We start from the raw sequence: 19,061 nt of genomic DNA, 5'->3' as shown, positions 1-19,061 counted from the left end.
GCCCTGAAGTTCACCGCCGAACCTGTTTGAGTTCATCCAGCAACCCCAGCAACTGCTGCAACTTCTCTTCCCCGAACTGCCCCTGCAGTTTCTGGTAGTTGGCCTCCATGCACTGGCTCATCGAGGCAAAGCTCTCCTCGCCCTTCTCCGCCAGCTCCACCAGCACCCGACGCTGGTCGTTCTCGGCCTTGCGCCGCTTCACCAGTCCGGCGGCCTCCATGCGCACCAGCACACCGGTCATGCTCGGCTTGAGGATGCAGGCCTGGTCGGCCAGGCGATAGATCTCCATCTCGCCCTGCTGGCGCAGGATACGGATCACCCGCCACTGCTGCTCGGTCAGGCCGTGTTCGTTGAGGGAAGGTCGGAAGAAGCGCATGGCGGCTTCGCGGGCTTGCAAAAGGGTCAGTGTCAGGGACTGACGAGGACGACTGGACATGAAGAATCTGGGTTCTCAGGCTATTTGTTAATACTTTAACAAAAACCGTACCACGCAACAGCGCCCCGATCGTTCTGGCAACCCGGAACAAATACCGCGGCACGGGCGATCAAGACTTCATTTCCGCCAAGGGTCTTAATGGCGGCATCTTCATTCCCTTGTTCAAGGACCACTGCCATGACCCTTATTGCCAGCCAGCAGAACATCCAGCTCAGCGACCTCGACGCCTGGGGTACCGTTGCCGACCTGGGCTCGGAAATTCTCGAAGGCGAAGTACGCGCCTTCGGCAAGATGACCTTCGGCGCGCCGACCGATGCCGTCAGCAGCGCCTATTTCGGCACCACCCAGGGCAAGTTCCGCATGGTCTACCCGTTCAACGAACAGGCCGTGGTGGTGACGGGCGCCGTACGCCTGACCGACGAGAGCACCGGCCAGGTGACCGAGTACAAGGTGGGTGACAGCTGGTTCGTGACCAAGGGCACGCCGGTGCTGTGGGAGATCCTGAGCGAGAGCTTCGTGAAGCATTACTTCGCGGTAGCCTGATTCAAACAGGCGCATCAATCCTTTGTGGGAGCGGGGGTGACCCCGCTGAAGGCGGAGGGGGGACCGCCCGGAAAGCGCGGGTGCACGCACCCACAGCGCCCGTGTCGGGGGGTTTTAACCCCCAGCCCACAACCCTCCGCACCACCCCGCTGGGGCCGCGCACACCCCCCCCACACCGGCCGCCGCGCACCCGCCGCTTGGGGGCGCCCCCCCGCTCCCACAGAGCCAGTGTCCGGCCTTTAGACAGCCGCCTCCAGCGAAGCCGCAAAGATCGTCCACATCGCCTTCAGGCGCCGCTCATACGCCGCCTGCCCCGCGTAGATCAGTTCCACCGTCAGGCTGTCGATCACCCCCAGGTAGGCATCGACGAACAGTTGCCGACGCTCCGCCCCCAGCCGCGGAAACTGCTGCTCCAGCGCCTTGCCGAACACCTCGCCCATGCGCAGCAGGTACGCCTCGAAGCCCGAGGAAATCATTGGCCGCAAATCCGCCGGCGGAAAGAACGCCGCCCGCAGCAGGAAGCGCAAGTGCGCCGACTCCTGGAAACGCTCCGCCAGACGCTGCCCGTACAAGGCCCCGGGCAAGCCGGTATCGGCGGCGAAACAGCCGTCCACATAGAGCCGCTCGGCCTCGATGGCGCGCTCGAATACCGCCTCGAACAAATCCACCTTGCTGCTGAAATGCGCGTACAGCGACGGCTTGCGCATGCCCACCGCCACCGCGATGTCGTTGAGCGAGGCGGCGTCGTAGCCGGATTCGGCGAACTGCTCGACCGCCACCACGCAAATCTTCTCCGCCGAAGGCGACAGGACTCTCATGCAACACTTCTCCAGGCAAACGGGTAAATCAATGACCGGCCAGGCTGTTCGTTTCAGCCGGCGCATGACGGGTGCTGGCATGTACCAGCGCGGCGACCAGCAAGGCCGCCAGGCTCAGCAACAAGGCCCAGTGCGCCGCGCCCAGGGGCGCCATGATGCCTGACAACGGCGTGGCCGACGACGAAATGATCAACTGCAGGGCGCCCAGCAGCGCGGCGGTGGAGCCCAGGGCGCGGGTCTGCGAGGACATCACCAGCGACATCAGCGTTGCCTCGGCCACGCCCAGGCCGAACATCGCCAAAGCCATGCCGGCGACGATGCCCCACAGGCCGGCGCCCAGTTGGGTACCGAGCACGGCGATCAGCGCCCCCACCAGCATCGACCCCGCGCCCCAGCGCGCCAGGCGCACCAGGCCCTTGCGCGCCACCAGGCGGCCGGCCGTGATCGCGCCGAGCAGGATGGCCACGCCGGTAGCGCCGAACAGCGCACCGAAGGCTTCCACCGACAGACCGAAATGGTGCTGGTAGACGAACGCGGCCCCACCGATATAGGCGAACAGGAAAAAGAACACCGCCGACAGCGCCAGCGCCGGGCGCAGGAAGGCGCCATCGCGGGCGATACGGGCGTAGGTCCGGGCGAACTCCGCCGGCTGCCAGGCCATGCGCTTGTCCAGCGGCAGGGTTTCCTTGAGCACCAGCGCCGAATTCAGCAGCACCAGCACGCCCAGCCCGGCCAGGGTCAGCATGATCGCCCGCCAGCCGAAATGCGCCCCGATGAAGCCGCCCAGCGCCGGCGCGATCACCGGGGCCAGGCCCTCGATGGTCATCAGCAGGGCGAAGATCTGCGCCGCCCGCGCGCCAGAGGCGACATCGCGGACCATGCTCATGATCACCACCAGGGTCAGGGCGCTGCCCAGTCCCTGGACGAAACGCGCCAGCAACAGCGCGTCAAGGCTGCCGGCCTGCGCCGCGGCCAGGGAGCTGGCGACGAACACCGCCAGCCCCGCGAGCAGCGGCCGGCGCCGGCCCAGGGTATCCACCACCGGCCCGAACAGCAGCTGCCCGGCGCCCATGGCGAGAAGGAAGACGGTCAGGGTCAGTTGCACCCTGGCATAGGACGCCCCGTACTCCTCGGCGATACCGGGCATGCTGGCCAGGTACATGTCGACCGCCGACGGACCAAGGGCACCGATCAGGGCCAGGGCGACGGCGAATCCGACGTGAGGGGTCGGGGCGGATTTCGGGGTTTGCATAAACTCGCATCCAAGCAAGGGGGTGGAACGTGAAACCGGTCGCCAGGTGAATTTTTCACCTAACGACCGGTAGGTAGATAACTTGGGCGAGCCTAAAGGCAACCTTTCACAGGGTCAAGTCAACGGCGATTCAATTTCCTTTCTCAGCTAAGGACCAGACCCGCGAGGCTGCTGCTGCGGAAGTCCTTGGGCGACTGCTCGAACTGCTTCTTGAACGAACGGCTGAAGTGCGCCGAATCGGTGAAACCCCACTTGTAGGCAATGGTGGTGATGGATTCGGTCTTGTGGATCGGGTTGGACAGGTCATCGGCACTGCGCTGCAGGCGAGCGCGCTGGATGTAGCGGCAGACGCTGTCGCCCTGCTCCTCGAACAGGCGGTACAGGTGGCGCACCGAGATGTTCAGGCGGTTGGCCAGGCTGACCGGGGTCAGGCCGGGTTGGCCGAGGGACTCGTCGATGACCTTCTGCACATAACTGCGCAGGTCGGCCCCCTGCAACGATGCCGGCAGGCGCGGATCCTGGTCGCTGCCTTCGAGCGCCGAGCCGAGCAGCGAGAGGAAGGCACTGTGCAGCGCATCGCCCTCGGCGTGTTCGCCTTCACCGGCAGCGGTCTCCTTGCACAGCTGGTCCATCAGCAGGTGAAGCATGCGCCCGCAGGCCTTGCTCTGGGAGATCTTGCCGAAGATCTTCTGGTCGCCGCCCAGCTGCCGGCTGACCTGGTCTCGCGACAGCGACAGCGAAGCATGCTCGATCAGGCCGAAAGGCATGATCTCGCAGGCGCCCACGGCGTCCATCAGCAGCATCTCGCCGGGCGCCAGTTGCAGGCTGGTGCCGTGCTGGGTGATCTGGGAAAAACCGGTGCGCTGGCTGACCAGGAAGCAATGCTGGTCGTTGTCGCGGTCGGCCTTGAGGCCATTGCGCCGGATCACGCCGGCGTTGGTGCGCAGGTTGGCCATGCCCAGGCCTCCCCGTGACCAAGTGGAAATCTCGCCGATGAACAGCGAGCGGTTGAACGCAAGTTCGGTTTCGAAATACCCGCACGTTGCCTGCATCGCCGCGTTCCAGCGATCCAGGGCCGAGCCGGTAGCCTGATGGATACTCATACGTACCTCCACAGTGGCATCTTGTTTTTGTCGGGCAATAGTTAACATGTTATCTATATGCGCGCAACAATTCCGTAAGCACAGGTGTGAAAGCATATTGAGTGCCAACCTTTCGTTAGGTTGGTTTAGGCGGGCCTTGTGGGGCGGGTTCTCCCGCTCCCACAAGGGGATTTCCGTCAGACTTGGGCCAGCAGCCTTTGCAGGCCGGTCAAAGCGCTGAGCAGCAACGCCCTTTGCTGCGAATCCACTCGGATATAGCGCCGAAATGCCGGCATCCTGTTGACAACTTCACTACCGCCCATGTGCTCCAGGACCACCGTCCATTGCCCTTCGGCACGCTCCAGGCGCAAGCGCTTGAAGTCCAGCGGCATCAGCGCCTGGTGCAACGTGGCGTCCTGCTCCAGGCGCTGGCGGATACGTTCCAGCAACCCCGCCTCGCCGCCCTTCTGTTTCCAGCCCAGGCCACTGCGGCGAATCGCCCCGGTGTGGTGCAGTTCCAGGGTCGCAGCGCCCTCGGAAGCGGCAGGGCACTGCAAGCGAAACTCACAGACGACGATATGCATCAACAGCTGCGATTCGGTGCGCTCGCGCACCTCGAACTCCACCCCGTCGGCCAGGCTGAAACGCGCCCGGCCGGACTCCAGCACCTGGCACCCGGCCAGGCCGAGATTGCGCCGCAGGTGCTCCAGGGTCACCCCCGGGCGGTAGCCCGAGGGTGCGCGGTCAAACAGTCTTTGCCAGAGGTTCGGCGTAGTGGCTGCCATGATGGACTCCAGGTTCGTTGGCAAACTCCTTCGCCAGGACTTCCTCGACCACGGCCGGCTTGAACGGGTTGACCCGCTGCACCACCAGGGTCCAGAACAATGCGTAGGCCGCGGTACCGCCGAGCATCCAGGCGAACGGCACATAGACGTCGGCAGGGTTCATGCCCGGCGGGGTGATGAACCACATGCCCAGCAGGATACCGGCGCTGGACAACACTTGCGGCAGCGGGAAGAACGGCGAGCGGTAGGCCCGTGGCAGGTCCGGACGGCGGATGCGCAGGATGACCACCGACAGGGTCACCAGCAGGTAGGCGGTGCTCCAGGCACAGACCGCAGCCAGCACCAGGTGCATGATGTTGTCGGTGTTGCCGCCCAGGTACAGGGCGTGCAGGCACGGGATCAGCATGGCCACGAGGATGCACACCAGCGGGGTCTTGAAGCGCGGGTGCAGGTAGGTGAAGACCTTCGGCAGCGCGCCGTCCACGGCCATGCCGTAGAGGATCCGCGGCACGCCGGCCATCAGCGTGTTGATGGTCGCGGCGCCGGCGAACAGGAAGCCGATGCCCAGCCACAGCGGGCCGATGTCGCCCATCACCTGCTCGGCGAATTTCGGAATGGCCATCGGCGTGTCCAGCAGGTGCACGCCGCTGGCGGCATCCAGCACCACGTTCTCGACCTGGCGCTTCATCGCCGCGCCGTAGATGAACATGCAACTGGCCACGCCCAGCAGGCCGAGGGCCATGGCCCGTGGCATGGTCCGCGCCGAGCGGCGCAGGTCCGGGGCCAGCGGGGTGACGAACTCGCAGCCGACGAACATGAACATCGCCATGCCCACCAGCGACAGCACGGTGATCAGGTCGGTGCCGACCATCGATTCGCCGAACCAGCCGTCCAGTTGCACCGCCGGCGCGGCGATCAGGCCCAGCAAGCCGAAGATCATCAGGGTGGTCCACATGCCGAAGGTCAGGATGATCTCGGCCTTGCCGAAGACGCTGACGCCGAAGGCATTGAGGATGGCGAACACCACCACGAAGCCGACGCCCAGCAGCCAGGAGCCGCCGGCGGATTCGGCCAGGGTGTTGAGGTGTTCGAAGTTCACCAGGGCCATCACGCCGGAGAGGATGGTTTCCGCGGTGCCGGCGAAGACATGGACGATCAGGTACGCGGACAGGGTGCCGGTGATGGCGAAGAAGCGGCCCATGCCGCAGTTGATATAGTCGTAGACCGAGCCGGTGGTCGGCAGGATCGCCGCGGCTTCGGCGAAGGTGGTCGATTGCGCCAGCATCAGCAGCACCGCGATCAGCATCGCCACGGCGAAGGCACTGCCGCCGATGCCGAAGCCCATGGTCGCGGTCAGGATGACGGGGCTGGCCATGATCAGGCCGATGGTACTGGCAAGGGCGGTGGGGAACCCGATCGTGCCCCGGTTCAGGTGCGCGCTGAGCGTGTCGTTGAGCGACATGGTGAAGACCTCAAGTGCCGTTGTTATGGTTGTGCGTCACTGTGCGCCGCACTCCATGCCACGTCTTGCCCCAGGCTGCCGGGGGTTTTGTTGCTGGCTGCCAGTGCTGGCAAGCCTTGAGTCCTTCACATTGTTCGAAAGCGCGACACAGATCCTGTGGGAGCGGGTTAACCGGGACGCCGGACCGCCGCGATGACGCTGGTGAATCCGCTACCGTTATCGCGGGTGAACCCGCTCCCACAAGGGGACGAGATAGCTCCGCTCAGGCTTGCCCGTGCGCCTTCTGCTTCAACTTCTCGGTATCCACCTGGACGAATACCGAATCGGCCATGACCGTCAGCACATCCCCGGCCCAGACCTCGCAGATCACCCGGGTCTTGCGCCCCAGTTCGCCCTCGACCCGGGCCTTGAGGGTCAGTTCCACGCCCATCGGCGTCGGTTTCAGGTAGGTCAGCCCCAGATGCCCGGTGACGCAATCGATGCGCGGCAGCGAACCCGGCTCGCGCCCTTGGGCCCGGTAGTGATACGCCATCACCGTCCAGTTGGAATGACAATCCACCAGCATCGCCAGCAAGCCGCCATAGACCAGGCCAGGCCAGCCACAGAAGGTGCTGTCGGGAGAATGGGTGCAGACCACATGGACGCCGTCATCGGCCCAGTGGCTTTTCAGGTGCAGGCCGCTCGGGTGGGCCGAGCCGCAGCCGTAGCAGACGCCGTCGGGCGCCGCCAGGTCCTGGAGGGAGAGTGCTGGGGAGGTCATTTGTTTCCAGATTTGTTTTTGTAGGAAAGTTCAGATGTTAACGCTCTCCCCGTTCTGATTCAAAGTCAGCCGTTTCATGCGTCATTAAGTCTCATATGGCTTCCGGCCATGTCGGGAAGGAGTAAGCTACACCCCCAGCAAGGCCCCACATCAGAACAAGGACTGCTGCGATGATTGCTCAATCTGCCGGCTGGCATTACGCCGATGACGGATCCCCGCGCCACGCCCCCTACACCGGCCTGTTCCTCGCCTGGAGCGCGAACCAGGACCTGCTCAGCCACGACTTCAAGGCCGACTACGACGCCGAGATCCAGGCCCTCGGCGAACGCCTGCTGACCCCTGCCCGCTTCTTCCAGCTGTGCTGCGACAACCTGCTGGTGGACGAAGACCTCAACCGCCTGGGCAATGCCTTCGCCGCCCATTACCTGGGCCAGCACACTCCGTCGCTACCGGAGGACCTGACGCAACTGCTCGGCATGGTCGGCATCGACGAGCCGGGCGCCAGCTGGGAACACTACGACCTGCTGGCCCCCCGTCTCGACCAACGGTTCGCCCAATGGCGCGCCGCCCAGTGAACCTGATGCGATAAAAACGGTCTTTGCGCTGGTGGCTTGCTCAAGACGAGCCACCGGGGACGTCCAACGGTTATCCCCTTTTTTTCGTTGCGTCGAGGGCAGGCATGCGCTCGGCGGTGTTCATTTTTTCTTCTCGGGGAAGATAACCATGCGCCTGCTTCGCCCTCTCCGCGCACGCTCCGCCGTGCTTCCCGCGCTGTTCGCCGGCCTGTTCCTGCACTCGATCGCCCATGCCGAAGAGCCCGCCAGCGACGAGCGCTGGGTCAGCGACAGCCTCACCACCTACGTGCGCAGCGGTCCTACCGATGGCCATCGCCTGGTCGGCACCCTGAAATCCGGGCAGAAGGTCAAGCTGCTTACCACCCAGGGCAACTACAGCCAGGTCCGCGGCGATTCCGGTGACATTGTGTGGATTGCCAGCAGCGACCTGCAGGACGTGCCCGGCCAGGCCGAGCGCCTGCCGCAACTGACCGAGCGCGTCGCGCAGCTGGAGGAACAGCTCAAGGGCATCGACGACAGCTGGAAGACCAAGGTCCAGGGCATGCAGGAAACCCTCGACGCGCGCAAGAACCTGGTCGACGAGCTGCAAGCGCGCAACCAGTCCCTCAATGAAGAACTCACCCAGGCCCAGTCGCAACTGCGCGACACCCAGGCGCGCCTTGGCGACGAGAACAAGCAGGTGCTGATGCGCTACATGGTCTACGGCGGCGGCATCGCCGGTGCCGGCCTGCTTGCCGGCTTGATCCTGCCGATGCTCACCCGCAGCCGCAAACGCAACAGCGGCTGGGCTTAACCCTCGTCGCTCAACGCATAGGGCCCGCTGGCCAACTGCTCGCGCAGGAACGCCACGCAGGCCCGCACCTTGGCCGAGCTCGACGAGCGCACCGCCGTCACCGCCCAGATGTCCGCCGGCTGGTACCAGCCCGGCAATACCCGCACCAGCGCACCGCTGGCCAGGCTGCCGGCGATATCCCAGGCCGAAGCCATGATGATGCCGTGGCCGTCGTGGGCCCACTGGCGCACGATGTCGCTGTGGTTGGAGGCCATCGGCCCGGTCACCTTCACCGTCTCCGCGCCGTTGGGCCCCACCAGCCGCCACACCCCGAAGCGATCGTCGCGGCTGCGGAACAGCAGGCAATCGTGCTGCGCCAGGTCCGCCGCCACCTTGGGCGCGCCGCGCCGGGTCAGGTACTCCGGCGCCGCCGCCAGCACCCTGGTGCTCTCGGCGATACGGTGGGCGATCAGGTGCTTCTCCTGCACCTCACCGACGCGAATATCGATATCGAAGTTGTCGGCGATCAGGTCGGCCCGCCGGTCGAGCAATTCCAGCCAGACCTCCAGCGCCGGGTACTGGCGACGCAACAGCGAGAGGATCGGCGCGATATGCTCGCGCCCCAGGCGCAGGCTGGTGCACAGGCGCAAGGTGCCTTGCGGTTCGCGCTGGCCGCCGGACAAGGCATCCACCATCGCCCCCACGTCTTCGAGAATCTTCTGCGCCCAGGCGAAGGCCGCCTCGCCGTCACTGGTGATATTGACCCGCCGCGTGGTGCGGTTGAACAGCTTGACCCCGAGTTGCTCCTCCAGCGTCGCGATGCGCTTGCTGACGTGCGCCGGCGACAGCCCGGTCTCGCTGGCGGCGGCGATGAAGCTGGAGCGCCGGGCGACTTCGCAGAACAGCTGGAGATCGCGCAATAGCGGCTCATTATTCGCTGTGAGCACATTCTGATTCTTCATTACGCCCGATTATCTCCTGGGACTTTTTATTTAGCCTCTCATACAACCTGCTCTGCCTTGAAGCAGGACGTCAAAAGAACAAGAGAGACCTATGAAGAAGACCCGCATTGCCGTGGCCGGCGCCGGGCTGATCGGCCGCCGCCATATCGAACTGATCCAGGCCAGCGCCGAGTGCGAGCTGGCCGCCATCGTCGATCCACTGCCCGCCACCGCCGCCTTCGCCCGGAGCCTCGGCGTACCGCTCTACGCGGACCTGGAAAGCCTGCTTGGCGACCAGCGCCCGGATGGCGTGATCCTCGCCACCCCCAATCAATTGCATGTCGAAGGAGCCCTTGCCTGCATCAGCCATGGCGTGCCTGCGCTGATCGAAAAGCCGGTGGCGCATACCCTGGACGAAGGCAAGCGCCTGCTGGCCATCGCCGAACAGGCCGGGGCGAAGTTACTGGTGGGCCATCACCGCGCCCACAGCGCGATCCTGGAAAAGGCCCGGGAGGTGATCGCCGAAGGTGTGCTCGGCAACCTGGTGGCAGTGATGGGCAGCGCGCTGTTCTACAAGCCCGACGACTACTTCGACGCCGCCCCGTGGCGCCGCGAGGCCGGCGGCGGGCCGGTGCTGATCAACATGATCCACGAGATCGGCAACCTGCGTTCGCTGTGCGGCGAGATTGTCTCGGTACAGGCCCAGGCCTCCAGTGCCACCCGTGGTTTCGCCGTGGAAGACACGGTGGCGGTGAGCCTGCGCTTCGCCAGCGGCGCCCTCGGCACCTTCATGCTCTCCGACACTGCCGCCTGCGCCCGCAGCTGGGAACAGACGGCCCGGGAAAACCACGATTACCCGAGCTACGACGACGAGGACTGCTACGTGCTGGCCGGCAGCCAGGGTTCGCTGTCGATCCCGACCATGCGCCTGAAGTACTACGCCAAGCGCGAGGACCGCTCGTGGTGGAAGCCGTTCGAGACCGCCGTGGCGAGCCTGGAAGAAGCCGACCCGCTGGCGCGCCAGCTGGCGCATTTCCGGCAGGTGATCCGCGGCGAGGCCGAGCCGCTGGTGACGGTGCGCGACGGGCTGCGCAACCTGCAGATCGTCGAGGCGATCAGCGAGGCGGCGCGGACCGGGCAGATCGTCTCCACCGAGCAGTTGTAGTACGCAAGTCCTGTGGGAGCGGGTTCACCCGCGATAACGGTGGTGAAACCACTGACGTCATCGCGGGTGAACCCGCTCCCACAGGCCCCGCGTAAACACCATGAAAACAACAAGAGAAACCACCATGGCTACCCACGACAACACCCGCCAGACCCGCAAGGCCACCGCCAGCGGCTGGGTCGGCTCCGCCCTCGAATACTACGATTTCTTCATCTACGCCCAGGCCGCCGCGCTGATCTTCCCGCAGATCTTCTTCCCCGCCGGCGACCCCAAGCTGGCGATCATCGCCTCCCTCGCCACCTACGGCGTCGGCTACCTGGCCCGCCCGGTGGGCGCCTTTGTCCTCGGCCACTGGGGCGATACCCGCGGGCGCAAGAACGTCCTGCTGCTGTGCATGTTCCTGATGGGCATCGCCACCTTCGCCGTCGGCCTGTTGCCGACCTTCAACCAGATCGGCTACTGGGCCCCGGCCCTGCTGGTGGTGCTGCGCCTGGTCCAGGGCTTCGCCGTGGCCGGCGAGATCGCCGGGGCCAGCTCGATGATCCTCGAACACGCGCCACCCGGCCGGCGCGGCTTCTTCGCCAGCTTCACCCTGCAGGGCGTGCAGGCCGGCCAGGTGCTGGCGGCGGCGATCTTTCTGCCGCTGGCCTACTTCATGCCGGAAGAGGCGTTCAACAGCTGGGGCTGGCGCATTCCGTTCCTGCTCAGTGCCGCCGTGCTGATCGCCGCCTTCATCATTCGTCGCGAGGTCAAGGAGCCGGAAGCCTTCGTGCAGAAAGTGGAACAGGTCAGCCGCACCCGCTCGCCGATCCGCGAGGCCTTCAAGTACAGCTGGCACGGCATGCTGGTGGTGTTCGGCGTGTCGCTGATGAACGTGATCCCGGTGGTGACCACCATCTTCGGCGCCGCCTACGCGGTGCAACCGGCCTACGGCGTGGGCTTCGACAAGAGCGTCTACCTGTGGATCCCGGTGGTCGGCAATATCGTTGCGGTGCTGGTGATCCCCTTCGTCGGCAACCTGTCCGACCGTATCGGCCGGCGCCCGTTGATCATCGGTGCGGCGATCGGTTGCGGGCTGATGTCCTTCCTCTACCTGTACGCCATCAGCATCCACAGCGTGCCATTGGCCTTCGCCGCCTCGTTGCTGATGTGGGGAACGATCTACCAGGGCTACAACGCGATCTTCCCGAGCTTCTTCCCCGAGCAGTTCCAGACCCACTACCGCGTCTCGGCCATGGCCGTGGCGCAGAACATCGGCTACATGATCACCGCCCTGCTCCCGGCACTGTTCACCGCCGTCGCCCCGCCCGGCTCGGACAACGTACCGCTGCTGATCGGCGCCATCACCTGCGTGGTCACCGCCATCTCGGCAATCGCCGCCTGGAGCGCGCCGGAAACCTATCGCACGCCGCTGGACCAGCTCGGCAAGGCCGACGCCGTGGCCCTCGACAAATCCACCTACGACGCACTGCGGGCCCAGGCCCTGCGCGCCACTTCCTGACTGGACACCATCACCATGCAAACCCTGCTCGTACTCAACGGCCCCAACCTGAACATGCTCGGCCTGCGCCAGCCCGAGGTCTACGGCCGCGAGACCCTGGCCGATGTCGAGGCCCTGTGCCGCGCCGCCGGCCAGCGCCATGACCTGGCCATCGAATTCCAGCAGACCAACCACGAAGGCCAGATGATCGACTGGATCCACCAGGCCCGCGGCCGGGTCGCCGGCATCGTCATCAATCCCGGTGCCTGGACCCACACCTCGGTGGCCATCCACGACGCCCTGATCGCCGCCGAAGTACCGGTGATCGAGGTGCATATCTCCAACGTGCACCGCCGCGAGGCCTTCCGTCATCACTCCTACGTGTCGCTGGTGGCGCAGTCGGTGCTGGCCGGTTTCGGCACCCACGGCTATGTCCTGGCCATCGACCACTTCGCCAAGCAACTGCAAGGAGGCAAGTCATGAAAACCCTCGGCAACCCGACCCAGCGCCTGCGCCTGGGCTTCGTCGGCGGCGGCCTGGAGTCGTCCATCGGCTCCACCCACCGCTACGCCGCCCACCTGGACGGCCACTTCGAACTGGTGGCCGGGGTGTTCGCCCGCGACCCGGCACGCAACCGTGCCGCCGCCGAGGCGTACGGCATCGCCGCGGACCGGGTCTACCCGGACTTCCAGAGCATGGCCGTGGCCGAAGCCGCCCGTGAAGACGGCATCCACGCCGCCGCGATCATGGCCCCCAACGCCGTGCACGTACCGGCCAGCCTGGCCTTCCTCGACCAGGGCATCGACGTGATCAGCGACAAGCCGCTGGCCGCCAGCCTCGACGAGGCCGAGCACTTGCTGGAGCGGGTACGCAAGGGCCCGGCCCTGCACCTGCTCACCCACAACTACAGCGGCTACCCGCTGATCCGCGAGGCCCGCGAGCTGATCGCCAGTGGCGCCCTCGGCGAAGTACGCCTGGTCCAGGTCGAGCATGCCGCCGGCTTCGGCACCCGAGCCCTGGAGCAGCAAGGCGCCAAGGCCCTGATGTGGCGTACCGACCCGTCCCAGGCCGGCGCCTCCTCGGTGCTGGCCGATGTCGGCGTGCATGCCCATCAACTGCTGCGCTTCGTCACTGGCCAGGAAATCAGCCAGGTCTCGGCAGAACTGAGCACCCTGGTGCCAGGCCGGATCAGCGACGACAACGCCCACGTCAAGCTGCGCCTGGGCAATGGCGCGCGCGGCATGCTCTGGGCCAGCTTCGTCGCCGCCGGACACCGCCACGGCCTGCAGTTGCGGGTGTTCGGCGAGAAGGGCTCGCTGTACTGGCACCAGGAAGACCCGGAGCGTCTGGAAGTGCGCTACCAGGACCAGCCGCACCAGATCCTGCGCCGTGGCGAAGCCTGGCTGAGCGAGTCGGCACGGCTGTCGACGCGGATCAAGGCGGGTCAGCCGGAGGGACTGCTGGAGGCATTCGCCAATATCTACAGCGAAGCGGCGGAGCGCATTCGTGCGCGGCGCGAGCAGCGGGCGCCGAGTGCACAGGGAATGCTGTGTCCGACGGCGGAGGATGGCTTGCGTGGGATGCGTTTTATCGATGCCTGCGTGAAATCGGATCGGGCCGAAGGGCGGTGGACCGAGGTCATGTGATGTGTTGGTGCTGATGGCCTCATCGCTGGCAAGCCAGCTCCCACAGGTACAGCGTCGTTCTCCAGGACAGTGGAGAACCTTGTGGGAGCTGGCTTGCCAGCGATAGGGCCATCCGCATCAATACAGATGCCAGGGAATCACCACCCGGCACTCGCCCAGGCACAACCCCCAGCCTCTGCTACCGTGGAAGGACCATCCCCTTCCCCACCGCAGCACAGGTGACCCGACATGGCGCGCACCACCCCCATCGAGCTGTACCGCAACATCGGCATCGTCGCCCACGTCGACGCGGGCAAGACCACCACCACCGAACGGATCCTGTTCTACACCGGGGTCAACCACAAGATGGGCGAGGTCCACGACGGCGCCGCGACCATGGACTGGATGGCCCAGGAACAGGAACGCGGGATCACCATCACCTCGGCGGCGACCACGGCCTTCTGGCAGGGCTCGACCAAGCAGTTCGCCGACAAGTACCGCTTCAACATCATCGACACCCCCGGCCACGTCGACTTCACCATCGAGGTGGAGCGCTCGCTGCGCGTGCTCGACGGCGCGGTGGTGGTGTTCAGCGGCGCCGACGGCGTCGAGCCGCAGTCCGAGACGGTGTGGCGCCAGGCCAACAAGTACCATGTGCCGCGCCTGGCCTACGTGAACAAGATGGACCGCCAGGGCGCCGATTTCCTGCGCGTGGTCAAGCAGATCGACCAGCGCCTCGGCCACCATCCGGTACCCATCCAGCTGGCCATCGGTGCCGAGGAGCATTTTGCCGGGCAGATCGACCTGGTGAAGATGAAGGCCATCTACTGGAACGAGGACGATCAGGGCACCAGCTACCGCGAGGAAGAAATCCCCGCCGAGCTGCTGGAACAGGCCCGCGAATGGCGCGCCCACATGATCGAGGCCGCCGCCGAAGCCAACGACGAGTTCATGACCCTCTACCTCGATGGCGCCGAACTGAGCAACGAGCAGATCAAGGCCGGCCTGCGCCAGCGCACCCTGGCCAACGAAATCGTGCCGGCGATCCTCGGCTCGTCCTTCAAGAACAAGGGCGTGCCGCTGATGCTCGACGCGGTGATCGACTACCTGCCCGCCCCCTCGGAGATCCCGGCGATCAACGGCACCGACCCGGACCACGAGGACAAGCACCTAGAGCGCCATGCCGACGACAACGAACCGTTCTCGGCCCTGGCCTTCAAGATCGCCACCGATCCCTTCGTCGGCACCCTCACCTTTGCCCGCGTCTATTCCGGCGTGCTCAGCTCCGGCGACGCCGTGCTCAACTCGGTCAAGGGCAAGAAGGAACGGGTCGGGCGCATGGTGCAGATGCACGCCAACCAGCGCGCCGAGATCAAGGCGGTGTGCGCCGGCGACATCGCCGCGCTGATCGGCATGAAGGACGTCACCACCGGCGACACCCTGTGCGATATCAACAAGCCGATCATCCTTGAACGCATGGACTTCCCCGACCCGGTGATCTCGGTGGCGGTGGAGCCCAAGACCAAGGCCGACCAGGAAAAAATGGGCATCGCCCTCGGCAAGCTGGCCCAGGAAGACCCGTCGTTCCGGGTCAAGACCGACGAGGAAACCGGGCAGACCATCATCTCCGGCATGGGCGAGCTGCACCTGGACATCATCGTCGACCGCATGCGCCGCGAGTTCGGCGTCGAGGCCAATATCGGCAAGCCGCAGGTGGCCTACCGCGAGAAGATCCGCAACACCTGCGAGATCGAAGGCAAGTTCGTCCGCCAGTCCGGCGGCCGCGGCCAGTATGGCCACTGCTGGATCCGCTTCGCCCCGGGCGACGAAGGCAAGGAAGGCCTGGAATTCATCAACGAGATCGTCGGCGGCGTGATCCCCCGCGAATACATCCCGGCGATCCAGAAAGGCATCGAGGAACAGATGCAGAACGGCGTGGTTGCCGGCTATCCGTTGATCAGCCTGAAGGCCGCGGTGTTCGACGGTTCCTACCACGACGTCGACTCCAACGAACTGGCGTTCAAGGTGGCCGCGTCCATGGCCACCAAGCAGCTGTCGCAGAAAGGCGGCGCGGTATTGCTGGAGCCGGTGATGAAGGTGGAAGTGGTGATGCCCGAGGAATACATGGGCGACATCATGGGCGACCTCAGCCGTCGTCGCGGCCTGATCCAGGGCAGCGAGGACACCCCGGCGGGCAAGGTGGTGCGTGCCGAAGTGCCGCTGGGCGAGATGTTCGGCTACTCCACCGAAATGCGCTCGATGACCCAGGGCCGGGCCAGCTACTCGATGGAGTTCACCCGCTACGCCGAGGCGCCGGCGAGCATTGCCGAGGCGATCATCAAGAAGCAGGGCTGAAACGTCCGGGGCCGGGCGAACCGGCCCCGGCAGACTTCAGATGAGCAGGCGGCTGATGGTCAGCCGCCGGGTCTGGGTCTGAGGATCGGTGATGTTGGCCGATACCAGCAAGGTCCCTGGCACGTGCCTCAGCAGTTGCTCTTCCGGGAAGTGATACACCGGCCCGGCAAGCGGCAACTGGAACGGTGGCGATTCGTCAAAGCCGTCGGGCGTCAGGCTTCTGAGTTGCGCCTTGTCGGCAAGCTCCTCACGCTCCAGGGCGAGCACGCGCCCGGAGCTTTCGACGACCATGCCACGCCCGCTGATCCTGGGCAGGATCAGCGGTTCACCGCGGTTGAACGAAGGGTCGCGCTCGCCGTCCGGGCGCAGCTTCATCAGATAGCTGCGGGGATTGTCGGAACTGGACGCCAGCAATCCCTGAACGAGGATTCTGCCGTCATCCTGCAGGGCCAGTCGTTCCGTGTACATTTCTTCCCCGGTTGGCGACGGCAGTTGCGCAACGCCCCCATCACCAAACGCAAGATCGGGTTGCCCCGCCGCATCGTAACCCCTCACTACAGAGTAAAGGCCCTCGGTACCGGCCATGAGCAAGCGACCGTCCGGCCGCGCCACGCAATCAGGCAGCCTGAGATCGCGCTCCACGTAGTGAATGCCACCAGTGCCGAAGGACGTATCGAAATGGCCATCCGGATTGAGCCGAACCAGGGCATTGGCCCTGTAGTTCTCGGGCATCTGGACACCCTCGAAATGAGCCAGGATCTTGCCTTGGCCATGGAACAACATGCTCCAGGCATGGAAATTCCGGTTGGTAGGCGCTACCACCGTGGTCCCGGCGTTGCCGAAGCTGGTGTCGAGGGTTCCATCCGCCCTGACGCAAGTGAAGAAGTAGTCCTGGGCAAGATACCCGGGCACATTGCGCTTGCCGAGCAACACCACCCGCTCATCCGCCAGGGCCAGGCAGTGATGGACCACGTGTTCGAGATCGGCAGACATTTCGAGGGTCGCCACCCCATCCGCGCCGAAGGTCGGGTCGATGGCACCGTCCTGCTCGAACCTGGCCAGCACGATCGTGTGGGTGCTGTCGCCGGGCATCCCCACCGCTACGATCCTGTTCGACGGCGTCACGCAAAGAGTGGCGCCGTAGCTCATGCCCGGCAGCCCGAAGCTGGTCGTGCCGCCCTCGCCGAACGAGGGATCGAGCCCGACCGATAACGCCTTGCCTTGTGAGTTCATCTTGATCTCCAGTGTCTCGGCGGCGCCCGGGGAGCGGGCGTCGTGCCTGGAGCCATTCAAAACCAATTGGCAAGCGCCCGCACCTGACAGAAATATCAGGTGCCAGCCCTTCAGTGATCCGCGCCGGCGCGCTTCAACAGCTGCTTGCAACGCTCAGACAGGTGCACCACCCGCAGGTGCTTGCCGGCTTTTTCATAGCGTTCGCGCAGGGTCTTCAGCGCCGCGATCGCCGAGTAGTCGACGAAGCTCAGGTGTTGGCAGTCCAGGGTCACCTGGGCCGGATCGTTGGCCGGGTCGAACTGGTTGAGGAACGGCGTGCTGGAGGCGAAGAACAGCGTGCCATGCACGCGGTACAGCTTGCTGCCGTCGGCCTGCAACTGGCCGTCGGCGTACAGCTCGCGGGCGTGTTGCCAGGCGAAGTTGACGGCGGCGATGACGATGCCGAACAGCACCGCCGTGGCCAGGTCGGTGAACACCGTGACCACGGTCACCGCGATGATCGCCAGCACATCGCTCAGCGGCACCTTGTGCAGCACCCGCAGCGAGGCCCAGGCGAAGGTCTGCTGGGCCACCACGAACATCACCCCGACCAGCGCCGCCAGCGGGATCTTCTCGATCAGCGGCGAGAGGAACAAAACGAACAGCAGGATCATCACCCCCGCCACCACGCCCGAAAGGCGGCCACGACCGTTGGAACTGAGGTTGATCACGGTCTGCCCGATCATCGCGCAGCCGCCCATGCCGCCGCACAGCCCGGAGACCATGTTGGCCGCGCCGAGGGCCACGCACTCGCGGTCGGGGTGGCCGCGGCTCTCGGTGATTTCATCGGTGAGGTTGAGGGTCAGCAGGGTTTCCAGCAGGCCGACCAGGGCCATCAGCACTGCATAGGGGGCGATGATGCGCAGGGTTTCCAGGTTCCACGGGATATCCGGCAGGGCCAGGGACGGCAGGCCGCCGGCGATGTGGGCCATGTCACCGAGGGTGCGGGTCGGCAGGTCGAGCAGGTACACCAGCACGCCGACACCGAGGATCGCCACCAGCGCCGGCGGCACCGCGCGGGTCAGTTTCGGCAGCACGTAAACCACCAGCATGGTCAGGCCCACCAGGCCGAGCATCAGCCACAGGGCCGAGCCCTGCAGCCAGGCTTCGCCCTGCTTGAAATGCTCCAGCTGGGCCATGGCGATGACGATGGCCAGGCCGTTGACGAAGCCGAGCATCACCGGGTACGGCACCAGCCGCACCAGCTTGCCCAGGCGCAACAGGCCGAACAGGATCATCAGCAATCCGCCCAGCAGCACCGTGGCCAGCAGGTACTGCACGCCCTGCTGCACCACCAGGGCGATGATCACCACCGCCATCGAGCCGGCGGCGCCGGAGATCATCCCCGGCCGCCCGCCGAACAACGCGGTCAGGGTGCAGATGATGAAGGCGCCGTACAGGCCCATCAGCGGGTTGAGGTGGGCGACCAGGGCGAAGGCGATGCATTCCGGCACCAAGGCGAAGGACGTGGTCAGGCCGGCGAGGACATCGCTGCGCACGCGCAGGGCCCGGCTTTTCGGGTGAGCTTGGGACATCGGGGGGTTCCGTGGGGACAGGCGGGGGAAAATCGTTAGCAAGCTTACCGGATTCATGGGACAGCCGCGAATTCGTTGACTTGTACATAGATCCTGTAGGAGCGGGGTCACCCCCGCTTTTGAATGTGGAATAAACACCCCAAAAGCGGGGGAAACCCCCCCGACAGAATGCCCACTGCTACCCCGAAATACAAATTCAAAAA

Annotated in this window: 18 protein-coding genes; 8 read left to right on the top strand and 10 right to left on the bottom strand. The window is 65.4% G+C overall.

Going from position 1 to position 19,061, the window contains the following annotated elements; translation table 11 throughout:
* Window positions 1-10: 10 nt before the first annotated feature.
* Window positions 11-436 carry a homoprotocatechuate degradation operon regulator HpaR gene (gene hpaR, locus V0R59_RS19065; protein ID WP_330078373.1) on the bottom strand — a complete coding sequence of 142 codons (426 nt, stop codon included), beginning with the start codon at window positions 434-436 and terminating at the stop codon, window positions 11-13.
* Window positions 437-613: 177 nt separating this feature from the next.
* Between hpaR and V0R59_RS19060 the strand changes: the two genes are divergently transcribed.
* A complete protein-coding gene (locus tag V0R59_RS19060) occupies window positions 614-979 on the top strand; it encodes a cupin domain-containing protein (RefSeq protein ID WP_316923242.1) in 366 nt (121 codons plus the stop codon).
* A 239-nt stretch (window positions 980-1,218) separates the two neighbouring features.
* Here the strand turns inward: V0R59_RS19060 and V0R59_RS19055 are convergent, their stop codons facing one another.
* From V0R59_RS19055 to V0R59_RS19030, 6 genes are all read right to left on the bottom strand, one after another.
* Complete coding sequence (locus V0R59_RS19055; RefSeq protein WP_330078392.1) at window positions 1,219-1,797, bottom strand: TetR/AcrR family transcriptional regulator; 579 nt, start codon at window positions 1,795-1,797, stop codon at window positions 1,219-1,221.
* A 28-nt stretch (window positions 1,798-1,825) separates the two neighbouring features.
* On the bottom strand, window positions 1,826-3,049 hold the full coding sequence (locus V0R59_RS19050; RefSeq protein ID WP_330078391.1) for a multidrug effflux MFS transporter: 1,224 nt from the start codon (window positions 3,047-3,049) through the stop codon (window positions 1,826-1,828).
* 143 nt (window positions 3,050-3,192) lie between these two features.
* Complete coding sequence (gene feaR, locus V0R59_RS19045; protein ID WP_330078390.1) at window positions 3,193-4,152, bottom strand: transcriptional regulator FeaR; 960 nt, start codon at window positions 4,150-4,152, stop codon at window positions 3,193-3,195.
* 176 nt (window positions 4,153-4,328) lie between these two features.
* Window positions 4,329-4,916, bottom strand: coding sequence for a DUF3156 family protein (locus V0R59_RS19040; protein ID WP_330078389.1), 588 nt, complete (start codon window positions 4,914-4,916; stop codon window positions 4,329-4,331).
* Window positions 4,876-6,378: an APC family permease gene (locus V0R59_RS19035; RefSeq protein WP_330078388.1), complete on the bottom strand. Its 1,503-nt coding sequence runs from the start codon at window positions 6,376-6,378 to the stop codon at window positions 4,876-4,878. Before V0R59_RS19035 ends, V0R59_RS19040 begins: the two co-directional genes overlap by 41 nt.
* A 262-nt stretch (window positions 6,379-6,640) precedes the next feature.
* Window positions 6,641-7,138 carry a PaaI family thioesterase gene (locus V0R59_RS19030; protein ID WP_330078387.1) on the bottom strand — a complete coding sequence of 166 codons (498 nt, stop codon included), beginning with the start codon at window positions 7,136-7,138 and terminating at the stop codon, window positions 6,641-6,643.
* Window positions 7,139-7,308: 170 nt separating this feature from the next.
* Between V0R59_RS19030 and V0R59_RS19025 the strand changes: the two genes are divergently transcribed.
* Window positions 7,309-7,713: a DUF7832 domain-containing protein gene (locus V0R59_RS19025; RefSeq protein ID WP_330078386.1), complete on the top strand. Its 405-nt coding sequence runs from the start codon at window positions 7,309-7,311 to the stop codon at window positions 7,711-7,713.
* Between the two features lie 148 nt (window positions 7,714-7,861).
* Window positions 7,862-8,506, top strand: coding sequence for a TIGR04211 family SH3 domain-containing protein (locus tag V0R59_RS19020; protein WP_330078385.1), 645 nt, complete (start codon window positions 7,862-7,864; stop codon window positions 8,504-8,506).
* Here V0R59_RS19020 and V0R59_RS19015 read toward each other — a convergent pair.
* The gene (locus V0R59_RS19015) at window positions 8,503-9,447 is read right to left on the bottom strand and encodes a LysR family transcriptional regulator (RefSeq protein ID WP_330078384.1); all 945 of its coding nucleotides are present in this window, start codon (window positions 9,445-9,447) and stop codon (window positions 8,503-8,505) included. The genes V0R59_RS19020 and V0R59_RS19015 overlap by 4 nt on opposite strands.
* A 91-nt stretch (window positions 9,448-9,538) precedes the next feature.
* Between V0R59_RS19015 and V0R59_RS19010 the strand changes: the two genes are divergently transcribed.
* From V0R59_RS19010 to fusA, 5 genes are all read left to right on the top strand, one after another.
* Window positions 9,539-10,591 carry a Gfo/Idh/MocA family protein gene (locus tag V0R59_RS19010; protein ID WP_330078383.1) on the top strand — a complete coding sequence of 351 codons (1,053 nt, stop codon included), beginning with the start codon at window positions 9,539-9,541 and terminating at the stop codon, window positions 10,589-10,591.
* A 124-nt stretch (window positions 10,592-10,715) separates the two neighbouring features.
* Entirely contained in the window at window positions 10,716-12,092 is a 1,377-nt protein-coding gene (locus V0R59_RS19005; RefSeq protein WP_330075443.1) for an MFS transporter, read from the top strand.
* A gap of 15 nt (window positions 12,093-12,107) precedes the next feature.
* Window positions 12,108-12,554, top strand: a complete 447-nt coding sequence (gene aroQ / locus V0R59_RS19000) for a type II 3-dehydroquinate dehydratase (RefSeq protein ID WP_330075442.1) — start codon at window positions 12,108-12,110, stop codon at window positions 12,552-12,554.
* Window positions 12,551-13,717 (top strand): Gfo/Idh/MocA family protein, encoded by a 1,167-nt coding sequence (locus V0R59_RS18995; protein WP_330075441.1) that lies wholly within the window; start codon window positions 12,551-12,553, stop codon window positions 13,715-13,717. The genes aroQ and V0R59_RS18995 overlap by 4 nt, the downstream gene beginning before the upstream one ends.
* 228 nt (window positions 13,718-13,945) lie before the next feature.
* Window positions 13,946-16,051, top strand: a complete 2,106-nt coding sequence (gene fusA / locus V0R59_RS18990) for an elongation factor G (RefSeq protein ID WP_330075440.1) — start codon at window positions 13,946-13,948, stop codon at window positions 16,049-16,051.
* Window positions 16,052-16,087: 36 nt separating this feature from the next.
* Here fusA and V0R59_RS18985 read toward each other — a convergent pair whose 3' ends face one another.
* Together V0R59_RS18985 and V0R59_RS18980 are read right to left on the bottom strand one after the other, a co-directional pair.
* On the bottom strand, window positions 16,088-17,284 hold the full coding sequence (locus V0R59_RS18985) for a hypothetical protein (RefSeq protein WP_330075439.1): 1,197 nt from the start codon (window positions 17,282-17,284) through the stop codon (window positions 16,088-16,090).
* Window positions 17,285-17,394: 110 nt separating this feature from the next.
* Entirely contained in the window at window positions 17,395-18,858 is a 1,464-nt protein-coding gene (locus V0R59_RS18980; protein ID WP_330075438.1) for a SulP family inorganic anion transporter, read from the bottom strand.
* Window positions 18,859-19,061 lie beyond the last annotated feature (203 nt).

Source organism: Pseudomonas ulcerans, from assembly GCF_036324125.1.
Lineage (GTDB): Bacteria > Pseudomonadota > Gammaproteobacteria > Pseudomonadales > Pseudomonadaceae > Aquipseudomonas > Aquipseudomonas ulcerans.
This window is presented reverse-complemented; position numbering and strand designations above follow the sequence as displayed.

Excerpts from the sequence above, each read along its gene's own strand:
- hpaR (WP_330078373.1), bottom strand. The coding sequence starts at position 436 with ATGTCCAGTCGTCCTCGTCAGTCCCTGACACTGACCCTTTTGCAAGCC.
- V0R59_RS19060 (WP_316923242.1), top strand. The coding sequence starts at position 614 with ATGACCCTTATTGCCAGCCAGCAGAACATCCAGCTCAGCGACCTCGAC.
- V0R59_RS19055 (WP_330078392.1), bottom strand. The coding sequence starts at position 1,797 with ATGAGAGTCCTGTCGCCTTCGGCGGAGAAGATTTGCGTGGTGGCGGTC.
- V0R59_RS19050 (WP_330078391.1), bottom strand. The coding sequence starts at position 3,049 with ATGCAAACCCCGAAATCCGCCCCGACCCCTCACGTCGGATTCGCCGTC.
- feaR (WP_330078390.1), bottom strand. The coding sequence starts at position 4,152 with ATGAGTATCCATCAGGCTACCGGCTCGGCCCTGGATCGCTGGAACGCG.
- V0R59_RS19040 (WP_330078389.1), bottom strand. The coding sequence starts at position 4,916 with ATGGCAGCCACTACGCCGAACCTCTGGCAAAGACTGTTTGACCGCGCA.
- V0R59_RS19035 (WP_330078388.1), bottom strand. The coding sequence starts at position 6,378 with ATGTCGCTCAACGACACGCTCAGCGCGCACCTGAACCGGGGCACGATC.
- V0R59_RS19030 (WP_330078387.1), bottom strand. The coding sequence starts at position 7,138 with ATGACCTCCCCAGCACTCTCCCTCCAGGACCTGGCGGCGCCCGACGGC.
- V0R59_RS19025 (WP_330078386.1), top strand. The coding sequence starts at position 7,309 with ATGATTGCTCAATCTGCCGGCTGGCATTACGCCGATGACGGATCCCCG.
- V0R59_RS19020 (WP_330078385.1), top strand. The coding sequence starts at position 7,862 with ATGCGCCTGCTTCGCCCTCTCCGCGCACGCTCCGCCGTGCTTCCCGCG.
- V0R59_RS19015 (WP_330078384.1), bottom strand. The coding sequence starts at position 9,447 with ATGAAGAATCAGAATGTGCTCACAGCGAATAATGAGCCGCTATTGCGC.
- V0R59_RS19010 (WP_330078383.1), top strand. The coding sequence starts at position 9,539 with ATGAAGAAGACCCGCATTGCCGTGGCCGGCGCCGGGCTGATCGGCCGC.
- V0R59_RS19005 (WP_330075443.1), top strand. The coding sequence starts at position 10,716 with ATGGCTACCCACGACAACACCCGCCAGACCCGCAAGGCCACCGCCAGC.
- aroQ (WP_330075442.1), top strand. The coding sequence starts at position 12,108 with ATGCAAACCCTGCTCGTACTCAACGGCCCCAACCTGAACATGCTCGGC.
- V0R59_RS18995 (WP_330075441.1), top strand. The coding sequence starts at position 12,551 with ATGAAAACCCTCGGCAACCCGACCCAGCGCCTGCGCCTGGGCTTCGTC.
- fusA (WP_330075440.1), top strand. The coding sequence starts at position 13,946 with ATGGCGCGCACCACCCCCATCGAGCTGTACCGCAACATCGGCATCGTC.
- V0R59_RS18985 (WP_330075439.1), bottom strand. The coding sequence starts at position 17,284 with ATGAACTCACAAGGCAAGGCGTTATCGGTCGGGCTCGATCCCTCGTTC.
- V0R59_RS18980 (WP_330075438.1), bottom strand. The coding sequence starts at position 18,858 with ATGTCCCAAGCTCACCCGAAAAGCCGGGCCCTGCGCGTGCGCAGCGAT.